A 14420-nucleotide genomic window follows, 5' to 3' on the forward strand; every position below is an offset into this window, starting at 1 on the left:
CCTCGGCCAAACCGGCTCGCCTACCCACCCCCCTCCTCCCCTACGCTTGTCCCGTGACCCCCGTCGAGCTCTCCCGTACCGTGCTGCGCGCGGTGCGTCGTGCTGTCGACGACGGGGAGCTCAGCGTTCCCGTGCCCGGGGACCGGGACGTCGTCGTCGCGCCTCCGGGGCCCGGCGGGCGGGGGGACTACGCCACCAACGTCGCCCTGCGCCTCGCCCGCCCCGCCGGACAGCCGCCCCTGCGCGTCGCCGCGATCCTCCAGCCGTACCTGCGGGACATGGACGGTGTCGCCGACGTCGTCGTCACCGGGCCCGGCTTCCTCAACCTCACCCTCACGGACACCGCGCCCACCGCGCTCGTCGCCGAGATCCTGCGCCGCGGGGAGCGGTACGGCCACGCCGACGCCCTCGCCGGGGAGGCCGTGCGGCTGCACGCCGCGCACGAGGTCCGCGCCGTCGCCGTGATGGACGCCGCCGCCCGCATCCTGCGGTCCCAGGGCGCCCTGGTCCGTACGTCGTGCGCCGCCGCGCCCGAGCCCGCCTGGACCGGCGTCCTCGGCGCATGCGTCGACGTCCACGGCACGCCGGAGGACCCCGCGCCCCTCGACGCCGTCGTCCGCCCCGTCCCCGCGCCCGCCGACCCCGTCCCGCTCGGCCGGGACGCCGCCCGCTGGGCCCTGCTGCACCCCGCCGCCCACGACCGGCCCCGCATCGACGACACGCATCTCGTCCAGCGTGAGGGCAACCCCCTCTTCCGGGTCCGTTACGCCCACGCCCGCACCCGGGCCGTCAGCCGTAACGCCGCCGATCTGGGCTTCACCGCCGAGCCGGGGGACGTACGCGATCCGCTGTGCGCCCTGCTCGCCGACCACCCCCGCGTCCTCGCCCGCGCGGCGGCGCACCGCACCCCGGACAGCCTTGCCCGGCATCTCGTCGCCGTCGCCGACGCCGTCCTGCCGACGCTGCCCGCCGTCCTGCCGCTCGGTACGGAGAAACCCTCGGCCGCCCACCGTGCCCGGCTCGCGCTCGCCGAAGCCGCCGGGGCGGTGCTGGCCGGCGGCCTGTCCCTGCTCGGCATCGACGCACCCCGACACCTCTAGAGAGCCTGCCAAGAAGATGAGCCGTTCCGCGCACCCCGCCGGGCCCCGCCACGCCGACGTCCTCCCCGAGGGGCGCTCCGCAGCGAACACAGCCCCGCCCGCCGACCTCAACACCCTCGACCCCAAGGTCTGGGCCCACACGGTCGAGCGGAACAGCGACGGTGTGGTCACCGTCGGCGGTGTCGACGTCAAGACACTCGCCGAGGAGCACGGCACGCCCGCGTACATCCTCGACGAGGCCGACTTCCGCTCCCGCGCGCGCGGCTGGCGCACCGCGTTCGGCCAGGACGCCGACGTGTTCTACGCGGGCAAGGCGTTCCTCTCCCGCGCCGTCGTGCGCTGGCTGCACGAGGAAGGGCTCAACCTCGACGTCTGCTCCGGGGGCGAGCTCGCCACCGCGCTGTCCGCCGGCATGCCCGCCGAGCGCATCGCCTTCCACGGCAACAACAAGTCCACGCACGAGATCCGCCGTGCCATCGAGGCGGGCGTCGGACGCATCGTTCTCGACTCCTTCCAGGAGATCGTCCGCGTCGCGCACATCGCGGCCGAGCTCGGCAGGCGCCAGCGCGTCCAGATCCGGATCACCGTCGGCGTCGAGGCGCACACGCACGAGTTCATCGCCACCGCCCACGAGGACCAGAAGTTCGGCATCCCGCTGGCCGGGGGACAGGCCGCGGAGGCCGTACGGCGGGCCCTCCAGCTCGACTCCCTCGACGTCATCGGCATCCACTCCCACATCGGGTCGCAGATCTTCGACATGTCCGGCTTCGAGGTCGCCGCCCACCGGGTCGTCGGACTGCTGAAGGACATCCGCGACGAGCACGGCGTCGAGCTGCCCGAGATCGACCTCGGCGGCGGCCTCGGCATCGCCTACACCTCCGACGACGACCCCCGCGAGCCGCACGAGATCGCCAAGGCGCTCACCGAGATCGTCACCAGGGAGTGCGAGGCGGCGAAGCTGCGCACCCCGCGGATCTCCGTCGAGCCGGGCCGCGCCATCGTCGGCCCCACCGCCTTCACGCTCTACGAGGTCGGCACCATCAAGCCCCTCGACAACCTCCGCACCTACGTCTCCGTCGACGGCGGCATGTCGGACAACATCCGCACCGCGCTGTACGACGCCGAGTACAGCGTCGCGCTCGTGTCACGGGCCTCGGAGGCGGCCCCCATGCTCGCCCGCGTGGTCGGCAAGCACTGCGAGAGCGGGGACATCGTCGTCAAGGACGCGTTCCTGCCTGCGGACATCGCGCCGGGCGACCTGATCGCCGTACCGGCGACGGGCGCCTACTGCCGGTCCATGGCCAGCAACTACAACCATGTGCCGCGCCCGCCGGTCGTCGCCGTCAAGGACGGCGCGTCGCGGGTCGTCGTCCGGCGGGAGACGGAGGAGGACCTCCTGCGTCTCGACGTCGGCTGAGATCCACCGCAGCGAGAAGGGCCGGAAGATCTCCTGTCATCCGGCCCTGAGAAAATGAAATACATGTCTCACGATCCGGACGAGGGGCAGAAACCCCCGTCCGGTGAGTGAGACTGGTCCCACCGTAGACGGTATGAGGAAACGAGGTCGGATGATGCGTACGCGTCCGCTGAAGGTGGCGCTGCTGGGCTGTGGGGTCGTCGGCTCAGAGGTGGCGCGCATCATGACGACGCACGCCGACGACCTCGCACAGCGGATCGGTGCCCCGGTCGAGCTGGCCGGCGTCGCCGTGCGACGGCCCTCCAAGGTGCGCGAGGGCATCGACCCGAGCCTGGTCACCACCGACGCCACCGCCCTCGTCAAGCGCGGCGACATCGACGTCGTCGTCGAGGTCATCGGCGGCATCGAGCCGGCCCGCACGCTCATCACCGCCGCCTTCGAGCACGGCGCCTCGGTCGTCTCCGCCAACAAGGCCCTCCTCGCCCAGGACGGCGCCGCCCTGCACGCGGCGGCCGACGAACACGGCAGGGACCTCTACTACGAGGCCGCCGTCGCGGGCGCCATCCCGCTGATCCGCCCGCTGCGCGAGTCCCTCGCCGGCGACAAGGTCAACCGGGTGCTCGGCATCGTCAACGGCACCACGAACTTCATCCTCGACAAGATGGACTCGACCGGCGCCGGCTACCAGGAGGCCCTCGACGAGGCCACCGCCCTCGGATACGCGGAGGCCGACCCGACCGCCGACGTCGAGGGCTTCGACGCCGCCGCCAAGGCCGCGATCCTCGCCGGCATCGCCTTCCACTCGCGCGTGCGCCTGGACGACGTCTACCGCGAGGGCATGACCGAGGTCACCGCCTCCGACTTCGCCTCCGCCAAGAACATGGGCTGCACCATCAAGCTGCTCGCCATCTGCGAGCGGGCCGGGGACGGCGGCTCCGTCACCGCGCGCGTGCATCCCGCGATGATCCCGCTGACCCATCCGCTGGCCTCGGTGCGCGGCGCGTACAACGCGGTGTTCGTGGAGTCGGACGCCGCCGGCCAGCTCATGTTCTACGGCCCCGGCGCCGGTGGTGCCCCCACCGCCTCGGCCGTGCTCGGCGACCTCGTCGCCGTCTGCCGGAACCGGCTCAACGGTGCGACCGGTCCCGGCGAGTCCGCGTACGCCGCCCTGCCCGTCTCGGGCATGGGCGAGGTCGTCACGCGGTACCACATCAGTCTCGATGTCGCCGACAAACCGGGCGTTCTCGCCCAGGTCGCGACCGTGTTCGCCGAGCACGGGGTTTCCATCGATACGGTGCGCCAGACGGGCAAGGACGGCGAGGCGTCCCTCGTCGTCGTCACCCACCGGGCCTCCGACGCCTCCCTGTCCGGGACCGTCGAGGCGCTGCGCAAGCTCGACACCGTGCGTGGTGTCGCCAGCATCATGCGGGTTGAAGGAGAGTAACCAGCAATGACCCACCAGTGGCGCGGAATCATCGAGGAGTACCGGGACAGGCTGCCGGTATCCGACACCACCCCGGTCGTGACGCTCCGCGAGGGCGGCACGCCCCTCGTGCCCGCGCAGGTGCTCTCCGAGCGCACGGGCTGTGAGGTCCACCTGAAGGTCGAGGGGGCCAACCCGACCGGTTCCTTCAAGGACCGGGGCATGACCATGGCGATCACGCGGGCCAAGGAGGAGGGCGCGCAGGCCGTCATCTGCGCCTCCACCGGCAACACCTCGGCGAGCGCCGCCGCGTACGCCGTGCGCGCCGGCATGGTCTCCGCGGTGCTCGTCCCGCAGGGCAAGATCGCGCTCGGCAAGATGGGCCAGGCCCTCGTGCACGGCGCGAAGATCCTCCAGGTCGACGGCAACTTCGACGACTGCCTCACCCTCGCCCGCTCGCTGAGCGAGAACTACCCGGTGGCGCTGGTCAATTCGGTCAACCCGGTCCGGATCGAGGGCCAGAAGACGGCCGCGTTCGAGATCGTGGACATGCTCGGTGACGCCCCCGACATCCACGTCCTCCCGGTCGGCAACGCGGGCAACATCACCGCGTACTGGAAGGGGTACACGGAGTACGCCGCGGACGGCATCGCCGCGAAGACCCCCCGGATGTGGGGCTTCCAGGCCTCCGGCAGCGCCCCGATCGTGCGCGGCGAGGTCGTCAAGGACCCCTCGACGATCGCCACCGCGATCCGTATCGGCAACCCGGCCTCCTGGCAGTACGCGCTGGCCGCGAAGGAGGAGTCCGGCGGCTTCATCGACGAGGTGACGGACCGTGAGATCCTGCGCGCCTACCGGCTGTTGGCCGCGCAGGAGGGTGTCTTCGTGGAGCCCGCGTCCGCCGCGTCGGTGGCCGGTCTGCTGAAGGCCGCCGAGCAGGGCAAGGTCGACCCGGGCCAGCGCATCGTCTGCACGGTCACCGGCAACGGCCTCAAGGACCCCGACTGGGCCGTCGCGGGCGCCCCCCAGCCGGTCACGGTCCCGGTCGACGCGGCGACGGCGGCCGAGCGCCTCGGCCTCGCGTAACGGCGGTTCACCCGGCGCCTTCCACCAGGGGGTGCACAGGGGGCTTACGACACGCATCGTGCGCCTCCTGTGCGCCCTATGTCGCCACAGAACCTTCCTTCGATAGGCTGTACCGAACACGCCCCCCGCATATGCCCGAGCGCATGTCCGGGAGCCTCGTCCTCGCGCGGCCCCACGGGGTCCCCAGGTACGTATCGAACGTCTTCGACCCTCACACAGCTCCACACCCCAGTCACGCAGCTCCATACGTCATTCCGCAGCTCAAGGAGAGTCATCGAGCGATGGCCGGTCCAGCGTTCCGCGCCGCCGCCGTCCGGGTGCGCGTCCCCGCCACCAGCGCCAACCTCGGCCCGGGCTTCGACAGCCTCGGCCTGTCGCTGGGGCTCTACGACGACGTCGTCGTCCGGGTGGCCGACTCAGGGCTGCACATCGACATCGCCGGCGAGGGCAGCGAGACCCTCCCGCGCGACGAGCAGCACCTTCTCGTCCGTTCCCTGCGCACCGCCTTCGACCTGCTCGGCGGTCAGCCGCGCGGTCTGGAGATCGTGTGCGCCAACCGCATCCCGCACGGCCGCGGCCTCGGCTCCTCCTCCGCCGCGATCTGCGCCGGCATCGTCGCCGCGCGCGCGGTGACCATAGGCGGCGAGTCCAAGCTCGACGACGCCGCGCTGCTGGAGCTCGCGACCGAGATCGAGGGCCACCCCGACAACGTCGCGCCGTGTCTGCTCGGCGGGTTCACCATCGCGTGGATGGAGGCGGGAGCGGCGCGCGCGATCAGGCTGGACCCCGACGATTCCATCGTTCCGGTGGTCTTCGTGCCCGGGAAGCCGGTCCTCACCGAGACCGCGCGCGGACTGCTCCCGCGCACCGTGCCGCACGTCGACGCCGCCGCCAACGCGGGCCGCGCCGCACTGCTCGTCGAGGCCCTCACCCGGAGCCCCGAGCTGCTGCTGCCCGCGACCGAGGACCGGCTGCACCAGGAATACCGGGCTCCGGCGATGCCGGAGAGCGCCGCGCTCGTCGAACGCTTGAGGGCGGACGGAATTCCGGCCGTGATTTCCGGAGCGGGACCCACCGTTCTCGCGCTCGCCGACGAGGGCAGCGCCGACAAGGTGGCTCATCTCGCAGGTCAGGGCTGGGCGGCCAACCGCCTGGACCTCGACGCGCAGGGAGCGAGCGTGCTGCCGCTTGCGCCCTGAGACACGGTTGCCGGATTTCGAGAGGGGGAATGTTTGTTGGATCCGGTAGTGTTAACCTCAAGTCTGCACCCGACCCCACCATGGCGAGGTGCTTCGTGTCCCCGTCCGGGACAGACATTCTTCCGGGAGCCTCCCAAGCCGCACTGTGTTTCGTACGACGTACGCGGGCTGTACCTCGTACGCGGGCGCTGAGCGACTTGCCGGGCACGCTCCGGAGCCGGTGCGACCGAGCCCAGTGACACAGACCGTCGGTGTCGCAGCTCTGGGAAGCGCCATCACCAGATATTCCTCCGCCGCTGTGGCGGACCACCGCCCCGGCATGGTCCACAAGGACAGGGCCAAAGCCGGACAGCACAACCGGTCGCCGAGCCAGACAGGCCGACGTCCGCTCCAGGGAAGGACCCTTCGTGAGCGACACCACCGATCTGATGGGCGCACGTGTCGAGGAGACCGCTGCCGCGCCCGCCACGGACGCCTCCGCGCCCAGCGGTGCCGGCTCCCGGCGGCGCCGCGGCACCGGCCTTGAGGGCATGGTGCTGGCCGAGCTGCAGCAGGTCGCCTCGGGCCTCGGTATCAGGGGCACCGCGCGGATGCGCAAGAGCCAACTGATCGAGGTCATCAAGGAGGCGCAGGGCGGGGGTGGTTCCGCGGCTCCCAAGGCGGAGGCGGCCACCGAGACCAAGCCGAAGCGCCGCGCGACCTCCAAGGCCCGCACCGGCGACGCCGCCGAGAAGAAGGCGGAGGCCGCCGAGGCCAAGGCCCCGGCCGAGAAGGCCACGGCGCAGCAGCAGATCGAGATCCCCGGCCAGCCGGCCTCCGACGAGGCGCCCACCGAGCGCCGTCGTCGTCGCGCCACCGCCGAGGCGGGCAGCCCCGAGACGGTGACCGCCGAGGCGAAGAGCGAGCCGAAGGCCGAGACGCCCGCCCAGCAGTCCCCGTCGCAGGGCGACGCCGGTGACGCCGAGGGCCGTCAGGGCCGTCGCGACCGCCGTGACCGCGGCGACCGCCAGGACCGTGACCGCGGTGGCCGTGACCGCGACCGCCGTGGCAAGGGCGACGACCAGCAGGGCCAGGGCGGCCAGCGCCAGCAGCAGAACCAGCAGCAGGGCGGCGGCCGTCAGGACCGCAACACCGGTCCCCAGGACGACGACGAGTTCGACGGCCGCCGTGGCCGCCGCGGCCGCTACCGGGACCGCCGGGGCCGTCGTGGCCGTGACGAGATCGGCGGCACCAGCGAGCCGCAGGTCTCCGACGACGACGTGCTGATCCCCGTCGCGGGCATCCTCGACATCCTCGACAACTACGCGTTCATCCGGACCTCCGGCTACCTGCCGGGCCCGAACGACGTGTACGTGTCGCTGGCCCAGGTCCGCAAGAACGGTCTGCGCAAGGGCGACCACGTCACCGGCGCGGTCCGTCAGCCCAAGGAGGGCGAGCGCCGCGAGAAGTTCAACGCGTTGGTCCGCCTCGACTCCGTCAACGGCATGGCGCCCGAACACGGCCGTGGCCGCCCGGAGTTCAACAAGCTGACGCCGCTGTACCCGCAGGACCGCCTCCGTCTGGAGACGGACCCGGGCGTGCTCACCACCCGCATCATCGACCTCGTGTCGCCGATCGGTAAGGGCCAGCGCGGTCTGATCGTGGCCCCGCCGAAGACCGGCAAGACCATGATCATGCAGGCGATCGCCAACGCGATCACGCACAACAACCCCGAGTGCCACCTGATGGTCGTCCTGGTCGACGAGCGTCCGGAAGAGGTCACCGACATGCAGCGGTCGGTGAAGGGCGAGGTCATCTCCTCGACCTTCGACCGCCCCGCCGAGGACCACACCACGGTCGCCGAGCTCGCCATCGAGCGCGCCAAGCGTCTGGTGGAGCTGGGCCACGACGTGGTCGTGCTGCTCGACTCGATCACGCGTCTGGGCCGTGCCTACAACCTGGCGGCGCCGGCCTCCGGCCGCATCCTGTCCGGTGGTGTCGACTCGACCGCCCTGTACCCCCCGAAGCGCTTCTTCGGCGCGGCCCGCAACATCGAGGACGGCGGTTCGCTGACCATCCTCGCCACCGCGCTGGTGGACACCGGGTCCCGCATGGACGAGGTGATCTTCGAGGAGTTCAAGGGCACCGGCAACATGGAGCTCAAGCTCGACCGCAAGCTCGCCGACAAGCGCATCTTCCCGGCGGTGGACGTGGACGCGTCCGGTACCCGTAAGGAAGAGATCCTGCTCGGCAACGAGGAGCTCGCGGTCACCTGGAAGCTCCGCCGGGTGCTGCACGCGCTCGACCAGCAGCAGGCGATCGAACTGCTCCTCGACAAGATGAAGCAGACGAAGTCGAACATCGAGTTCCTGATGCAGATCCAGAAGACGACGCCGACCCCCGGCAACGGCGACTGATCCCGGTCTCCCACCGCTCAACAGAGGGCCACCCTTGTGACAAGGGTGGCCCTCTTCGTTGTCCGTGCCACGTTGTACGATCGCGCTCTTCGGTCACTTCTTCGACCGTGGAACTTCCGATCCCGAGGGGGGACTTGAGTGGGTACAGCCATGTCAGGAGCGGGTCGGCACAGACGCCGGATACGGATCGCCCTGCCCGTCGCCGCGGCCGGTGTGGCCGCCGCCGTCACCGCCGCCCTGCTGACCACGTCCGCGGGCGCCGCCACCGCCGCTCCCGAGCCGGCGAAGCCCGCCGTGTCGACGGTCTCGACCGCCGAGCTCACCGAGCGCGTCGCGGGCGCCCTGGCCAGTGACGACACCGCCGGGGAGACGGTGTCCAAGTCGGCCCAGAGCTCCAGCACCAGCAGCGGCACGGTCGACGCGAAGATCATCGGCGGCTCCACCACGACCATCACCTCGGCCCCGTGGATGGCGCAGCTCTGGTACTACGACGACACCACCGACACCGGCTTCTTCTGCGGTGGCACCGTCGTCTCCCGGACGAAGATCCTCACCGCCGCGCACTGCGTGAAGGGCTACGACTGGGCCAACTACGGCGCGATCGTCACCGGCACCACGAACATGCCCGACGCCTCGGGCAACACCGACGGCACGGTCACCGGCGCGCTGCGGCAGTGGAGCCACCCCTCGTACAGCTCGCGGACCATCGACAACGACATCGCGGTCATCACCCTGTCGGCGCCGGTCACGGCCACCCCGATCCGGATGACGACGTCGACGGACACCACGTCGTACAAGGCCGGCACCAGCGCGAAGCTCTACGGCTGGGGCCGTACCAGCTCCACCACCGACGACGTCTCCGACGTGCTGAAGACGGCGACGCTGCCGATCCAGTCGGACACCACCTGCGCGAACTACTACGGCGCGGACTTCGTCAAGGGCCACATGGTGTGCGCGGGCACCGCCGCGAGCGGCAGCGACGACGGCACGACCGCGTCCTGCAACGGCGACTCGGGCGGCCCCCTCGTCGTCGGCGGCCGGATCGTCGGCGTCGTGTCCTGGGGTGTCGTCGACTGTGTCGCGGAGGGCTCCTACAGCGTCTTCTCGAAGGTCAGCACCTACCTCGGTGCCGCCTACGCGCAGGTCGACGACGCGAGCCTGAGCTACACCGACGCCAAGGCCGACATCTTCGTGCGCAAGTCGAGCACGAAGGAGGCCTTCGAGAAGGACTCCAAGGGGACCTCCTTCGGTGCCCGGCGCAGCCTCGGCTACTGGGGTTCCTACAACCTGGTCCTCCAGACCGACCTCAACCGGGACAGCGTCCAGGACCTCGTGTACCGCAACAGCTCCACCGGGGCCGTCTACTGGGACCGCTACGTGTGGTCCACGGACTCCTGGTCCAGGAAGAAGATCTTCGACAACTGGAAGACCCGCACCCGGATCGTCACCCCCGGTGACCTCACCGGCGACTACATCCCCGACATCGTGTCCGTGGACTCCGCCGGCAAGGCCTGGCTCTACCCGGGCAAGGGCGACGGCACCTTCTCGGCGCGCAAGCAGATCGGTACGGGCACCGGCTGGAACTCCTACAACCTGGTGCGCGGCAAGGGCGACTTCAACGGTGACGGCAAGGCCGACCTGATCGCCCGCAACAAGAGCACCGGCGCCGTCTATCTCTACAAGGGCACCGGCTCGGCCTCCAGCCCGTTCTCCGCCCGCGTGAAGGTGCGCACCTGGAGCAACTCGTCGTACAACGCCTTCGACGCCGTCGGTGACATCACCGGTGACGGCAAGGCCGACTTCCTGGCCCGGACGCCCGGCGGCACGCTGTATCTGTACAAGGGCACCGGAAAGGCCACGAGCGAGATCTTCGCCACAAGAATCAAGGTTGCCACCGATTTCAAGCAGTACGACATTCTCGGCTGACATCGCAGGTGAACCGGGTACGGCCCGGTGAAGCGGTGACGCACTGTGCCCACTCCTCCACGGGGTGGGCACAGTGCGTTGTGCAACCCTTTCCCCGGTTTCCCCGTCTGACCCGACGGAGCGACCATGGTGTGGTCCGAGTCGTGGGAGCCGGCCTCCCGCGACCATGTCTGACCCTGAAAGCAGGGGGTAGCCGACCGTCACGAGAACGAGGAGCACATGTCCGCCGAGAGCACGCCGGAACCCGGCATACCGGGGGAGACCGGCACCGAGGGCCCGCGCCACCGCGCCAAGGGCCGACGCCGCAGGAACCGGGGCGACCGCAGGGGCATGAAGATCATGGCCTGGACCGCCGCGGGCATCGTCGTGCTGGGCGGCACCGGGGCCGGCTACCTGTACTTCAAGCTCAACGGCAACATCAAGAGCGTCGACATCGACCAGGCCCTGGGCACCGACCGGCCCACCAAGGTCGACAACGGCTCCGAGAACATCCTCGTCCTCGGCTCGGACTCCCGCTCCGGCAGCAACAAGAAGGCCGGCGGCGGCACCGACGACGGCAGCGCCCGCTCGGACACCGCGATGATCGTGCACGTCTACGAGGGCCACAAGAAGGCCAGCGTGGTCTCCATACCCCGCGACACCCTCGTCGAGCGCCCCGAGTGCACCGACGCCGACGGCACCGTCCACGACGCCGCGAGCAGCGTGATGTTCAACTCCGCCTACTCCACGGGCGGCGCCGCCTGCGCCGTGAAGACCGTCGAGTCGCTCACCGGCATCCGCATGGACCACTACCTCGAAGTCGACTTCTCCGGCTTCGAGAAGCTCATCGACGAGCTCGGCGGCGTCGAGGTCACCACGACCGAGGACATCAGCGACTCCGACAGCCATCTGGACCTCAAGGCCGGCACCCACACCCTCACCGGCAAGCAGGCCCTCGGCCTGGTCCGCACCCGGCACGGCGTGGGCGACGGCTCCGACCTCGGCCGCATCCAGCTCCAGCAGGCGTTCATCAAGGCCCTGGTCAACCAGGTCAAGGACATCGGCCTGTTCACCAGCCCGGCCAAGCTCTACGACCTCGCCGACACCGCCACCAACGCCGTCACCACCGACACCGGCCTCGGCACGGCCAAGAAGCTCCTGTCCTTCGTCAACGGCCTCAAGGGCATCAGCTCCAAGAACATGACCATGGTCACCATGCCCGTCCAGTACGACAGCGCGGACGCCAACCGTGTCCTCGTCGACAAGACCAAGGCCGACCTGGTCTGGAAGGCCCTGGAGAACGACCGGGCGATCCCGAAGGCCGCCACCGAGGGCACCGCCACCGGCCAGGCCAAGGGCGTCGTCACCTCGTCGTAGGCCCTCGGGGAGGCCCTCGGGGAGGCCTCGCGCGGGGCCCCGGGAATACCGGGGACCTCACCCCCGTTTTGGGGGATGCGGCCAGTGCTGGCAGACTGGTACGTCGGCCCCGGTTCACGCTCCCGCATCCCGCGGTTGGCGACCCGGTGCCCTCCCGAAACTAGGAGACACCTTGAAGCGCGACATCCACCCCGAGTACGTCGAGACGCAGGTCAGCTGCACCTGTGGCGCGTCGTTCACGACTCGTAGCACCATCCAGTCCGGCACCATCCGTGCCGAGGTCTGCTCCGAGTGCCACCCGTTCTACACGGGCAAGCAGAAGATCCTCGACACCGGTGGCCGTGTGGCCCGCTTCGAGGCCCGCTTCGGCAAGGCCGCCGGCTCCAAGAAGTAGCGAGCCCCATTTCGCCGGTCCACGGCAGCGCCCCGCCCGGGCGTGCCGGGACCGGCGTTTTTGGTCGCCGCCCACTTCACAGCCGTACCCCGCCCGCATACAGGAGCACCCAAGATGTTCGAGGCCGTCGAGGAACTGGTCACTGAGCACGCCGACCTGGAGACGAAGCTCGCCGATCCCTCGGTCTTCGCCGACCAGGCCAACGCGCGCAAGCTGAACAAGCGCTACGCCGAGCTCACCCCGATCGTCGCCACGTACCGCTCCTGGAAGCAGCTCGGGGACGACATCGAGACCGCGCGCGAGTTCGCCGCCGACGACCCGGACTTCGCCGCCGAGGTCAAGGTGCTCGGCGAGCAGCGCGAGCAGGCGACCGAGAAGCTGCGTCTGCTGCTGGTCCCGCGCGACCCCAGCGACGACAAGGACGTCATCCTGGAGATCAAGGCGGGTGCGGGCGGCGACGAGTCGGCCCTGTTCGCCGGCGACCTCCTGCGCATGTACCTCCGCTACGCCGAGCGGGTCGGCTGGAAGACCGAGATCATCGACTCCACCGAGTCCGAGCTGGGCGGCTACAAGGACGTCCAGGTCGCCGTGAAGACCAAGGGCGGCCAGGGCGCCACCGAGCCCGGCCAGGGCGTGTGGGCGCGGCTGAAGTACGAGGGCGGCGTGCACCGCGTGCAGCGCGTCCCGGCGACCGAGTCGCAGGGCCGCATCCACACCTCCGCGGCCGGTGTGCTGGTCACCCCGGAGGCCGAGGAGATCGACGTGGAGATCAACCCCAACGACCTCCGCATCGACGTCTACCGGTCCTCGGGCCCCGGCGGGCAGTCCGTCAACACCACCGACTCCGCGGTGCGCATCACGCACATTCCCACCGGAGTCGTCGCCTCCTGCCAGAACGAGAAGAGCCAGCTGCAGAACAAGGAGCAGGCGATGCGTATCCTGCGCTCCAGGCTGCTCGCGGCGGCGCAGGAGGAGGCGGAGAAGGAGGCCGCGGACGCCCGCCGCAGCCAGGTCCGCACCGTCGACCGCTCCGAGAAGATCCGTACGTACAACTTCCCGGAGAACCGCATCTCGGACCACCGCGTCGGCTTCAAGTCGTACAACCTCGACCAGGTCCTCGACGGCGACCTGGACGCGGTGATCCAGGCCTGTGTCGACGCGGACTCGGCGGCGAAGCTGGCCGCCGCGTAACACCCGGCACGGACGCGTTACTCAACTCCGGAGGACTTGCGTGAACCTGCTGCTCGCAGAGGTGGCCCAGGCCACCCAGCGGCTGGCCGACGCCGGCGTGCCCTCGCCGCGCAACGACGCGGAGGAACTCGCCGCGTTCGTGCACGGTGTGAAGCGGGGCGCGCTGCACTCCGTGAAGGACGCCGACTTCGACGCCCGGTACTGGGAGGTCATCGCCCGCCGTGAGCAGCGCGAGCCGCTCCAGCACATCACCGGGCGGGCCTTCTTCCGCTACCTGGAACTCCAGGTCGGCCCCGGTGTCTTCGTGCCCCGGCCGGAGACCGAGTCCGTGGTCGGCTGGGCGATAGACGCCGTGCGCGCGATGGACGTCGTCGAGCCCTGCATCGTCGACCTGTGCACCGGCTCCGGCGCCATCGCGCTCGCCCTCGCCCAGGAGGTCCCGCGCTCCACCGTGCACGCCGTGGAGCTGTCCGAGGACGCCCTGGTCTGGACCCGCAAGAACGTCGAGGGCTCCCGCGTCGACCTGCGCCAGGGCAACGCCCTCGACGCGTTCCCCGAGCTCGACGGCCATGTCGACCTGGTCATCTCCAACCCGCCGTACATCCCGCTGACCGAGTGGGAGTACGTCGCCCCCGAGGCGCGGGACTACGACCCCGAACTCGCCCTGTTCTCCGGCGAGGACGGCCTCGACCTCATCCGGGGCATCGAACGCACCGCCCACCGCCTGCTCCGCCCCGGCGGGGTCGTCGTCATCGAGCACGCCGACACCCAGGGCGGCCAGGTGCCGTGGATCTTCACCGAGGAACGGGGCTGGGCCGACGCGGCCGACCACCCCGACCTCAACAACCGCCCCCGGTTCGCGACGGCCCGCAAGGCACTGCCGTGACCACCACCCAGACTTCGAATCAGCAGTACGTGTACGAGGAGGCCCG

General features: G+C 70.5%; 11 protein-coding genes. All 11 read left to right on the forward strand.

Annotation, left to right across the window (positions count from 1 at the left end; genetic code table 11):
• Window positions 1-53: 53 nt before the first annotated feature.
• The 11 genes from nrtL (at window position 54) to prmC (ending at window position 14374) form a co-directional block, all read left to right on the forward strand.
• Window positions 54-1100 carry an ArgS-related anticodon-binding protein NrtL gene (gene nrtL, locus ACIPSE_RS08075; protein WP_401658775.1) on the forward strand — a complete coding sequence of 349 codons (1047 nt, stop codon included), beginning with the start codon at window positions 54-56 and terminating at the stop codon, window positions 1098-1100.
• Between the two features lie 16 nt (window positions 1101-1116).
• Window positions 1117-2517 carry a diaminopimelate decarboxylase gene (gene lysA / locus ACIPSE_RS08080; RefSeq protein ID WP_401658777.1) on the forward strand — a complete coding sequence of 467 codons (1401 nt, stop codon included), beginning with the start codon at window positions 1117-1119 and terminating at the stop codon, window positions 2515-2517.
• 151 nt (window positions 2518-2668) lie between these two features.
• Window positions 2669-3961 (forward strand): homoserine dehydrogenase, encoded by a 1293-nt coding sequence (locus tag ACIPSE_RS08085; RefSeq protein WP_401658780.1) that lies wholly within the window; start codon window positions 2669-2671, stop codon window positions 3959-3961.
• A 6-nt stretch (window positions 3962-3967) separates the two neighbouring features.
• Window positions 3968-5026, forward strand: coding sequence for a threonine synthase (gene thrC / locus ACIPSE_RS08090; RefSeq protein ID WP_401658783.1), 1059 nt, complete (start codon window positions 3968-3970; stop codon window positions 5024-5026).
• A gap of 281 nt (window positions 5027-5307) precedes the next feature.
• Complete coding sequence (gene thrB / locus ACIPSE_RS08095) at window positions 5308-6225, forward strand: homoserine kinase (protein WP_401658786.1); 918 nt, start codon at window positions 5308-5310, stop codon at window positions 6223-6225.
• A 407-nt stretch (window positions 6226-6632) separates the two neighbouring features.
• The gene (gene rho / locus ACIPSE_RS08100; RefSeq protein ID WP_401658788.1) at window positions 6633-8621 is read left to right on the forward strand and encodes a transcription termination factor Rho; all 1989 of its coding nucleotides are present in this window, start codon (window positions 6633-6635) and stop codon (window positions 8619-8621) included.
• Between the two features lie 150 nt (window positions 8622-8771).
• Entirely contained in the window at window positions 8772-10547 is a 1776-nt protein-coding gene (locus ACIPSE_RS08105; RefSeq protein WP_401658791.1) for a trypsin-like serine protease, read from the forward strand.
• A 219-nt stretch (window positions 10548-10766) separates the two neighbouring features.
• On the forward strand, window positions 10767-11903 hold the full coding sequence (locus tag ACIPSE_RS08110; RefSeq protein ID WP_401658793.1) for an LCP family protein: 1137 nt from the start codon (window positions 10767-10769) through the stop codon (window positions 11901-11903).
• A 172-nt stretch (window positions 11904-12075) separates the two neighbouring features.
• Window positions 12076-12297 (forward strand): 50S ribosomal protein L31, encoded by a 222-nt coding sequence (gene rpmE / locus ACIPSE_RS08115; protein ID WP_059301453.1) that lies wholly within the window; start codon window positions 12076-12078, stop codon window positions 12295-12297.
• A 114-nt stretch (window positions 12298-12411) separates the two neighbouring features.
• Complete coding sequence (gene prfA / locus ACIPSE_RS08120; RefSeq protein WP_401658796.1) at window positions 12412-13488, forward strand: peptide chain release factor 1; 1077 nt, start codon at window positions 12412-12414, stop codon at window positions 13486-13488.
• A 40-nt stretch (window positions 13489-13528) separates the two neighbouring features.
• A complete protein-coding gene (prmC, locus tag ACIPSE_RS08125) occupies window positions 13529-14374 on the forward strand; it encodes a peptide chain release factor N(5)-glutamine methyltransferase (RefSeq protein WP_401658799.1) in 846 nt (281 codons plus the stop codon).
• The last annotated feature ends 46 nt before the right edge of the window (window positions 14375-14420 follow it).

Origin of the sequence: Streptomyces sp. NPDC090106, from assembly GCF_044747265.1 — a bacterium.
Lineage (GTDB): Bacteria > Actinomycetota > Actinomycetes > Streptomycetales > Streptomycetaceae > Streptomyces.